Source organism: Halostella sp. PRR32, assembly GCF_034808085.1.
Taxonomy (GTDB): domain Archaea; phylum Halobacteriota; class Halobacteria; order Halobacteriales; family Natronoarchaeaceae; genus Halostella; species Halostella pelagica.
In genome coordinates this window covers 1-237 of the sequence record NZ_JAXHGL010000282.1, presented here as the reverse complement: position 1 = coordinate 237, position 237 = coordinate 1, and the positions used below count along the sequence as shown (strand labels likewise).

The 237-nt window shown below is 70.9% G+C and carries 1 pseudogene; it reads right to left on the bottom strand.

Going from position 1 to position 237, the window contains the following annotated elements:
• Positions 1-237, bottom strand: a pseudogene (locus SM753_RS21140) (porphobilinogen synthase); the annotation flags it as partial.

The window sequence follows — 237 nt, the reverse complement described above, 5'->3', positions numbered from 1 at the left end:
GTCACCGAACGCGGGCGCACCGTCCGCGGCGTCCCGGAACGGCCCGTAGTACGCCGACTCGTACTTCGCCGCGTACGAGAGGATGGGGACGTCCGCGTGCCCGGAATCGTCGAGCGCTCCGCGGATCGTGCCGACCATCCCGTCCATCATCCCCGACGGCGCCACCATGTCCGCGCCCGCCTTGGCGTGACTCACCGCGACGCTCCCGAGCAACGGCAGCGTCTCGTCGTTCTCGAC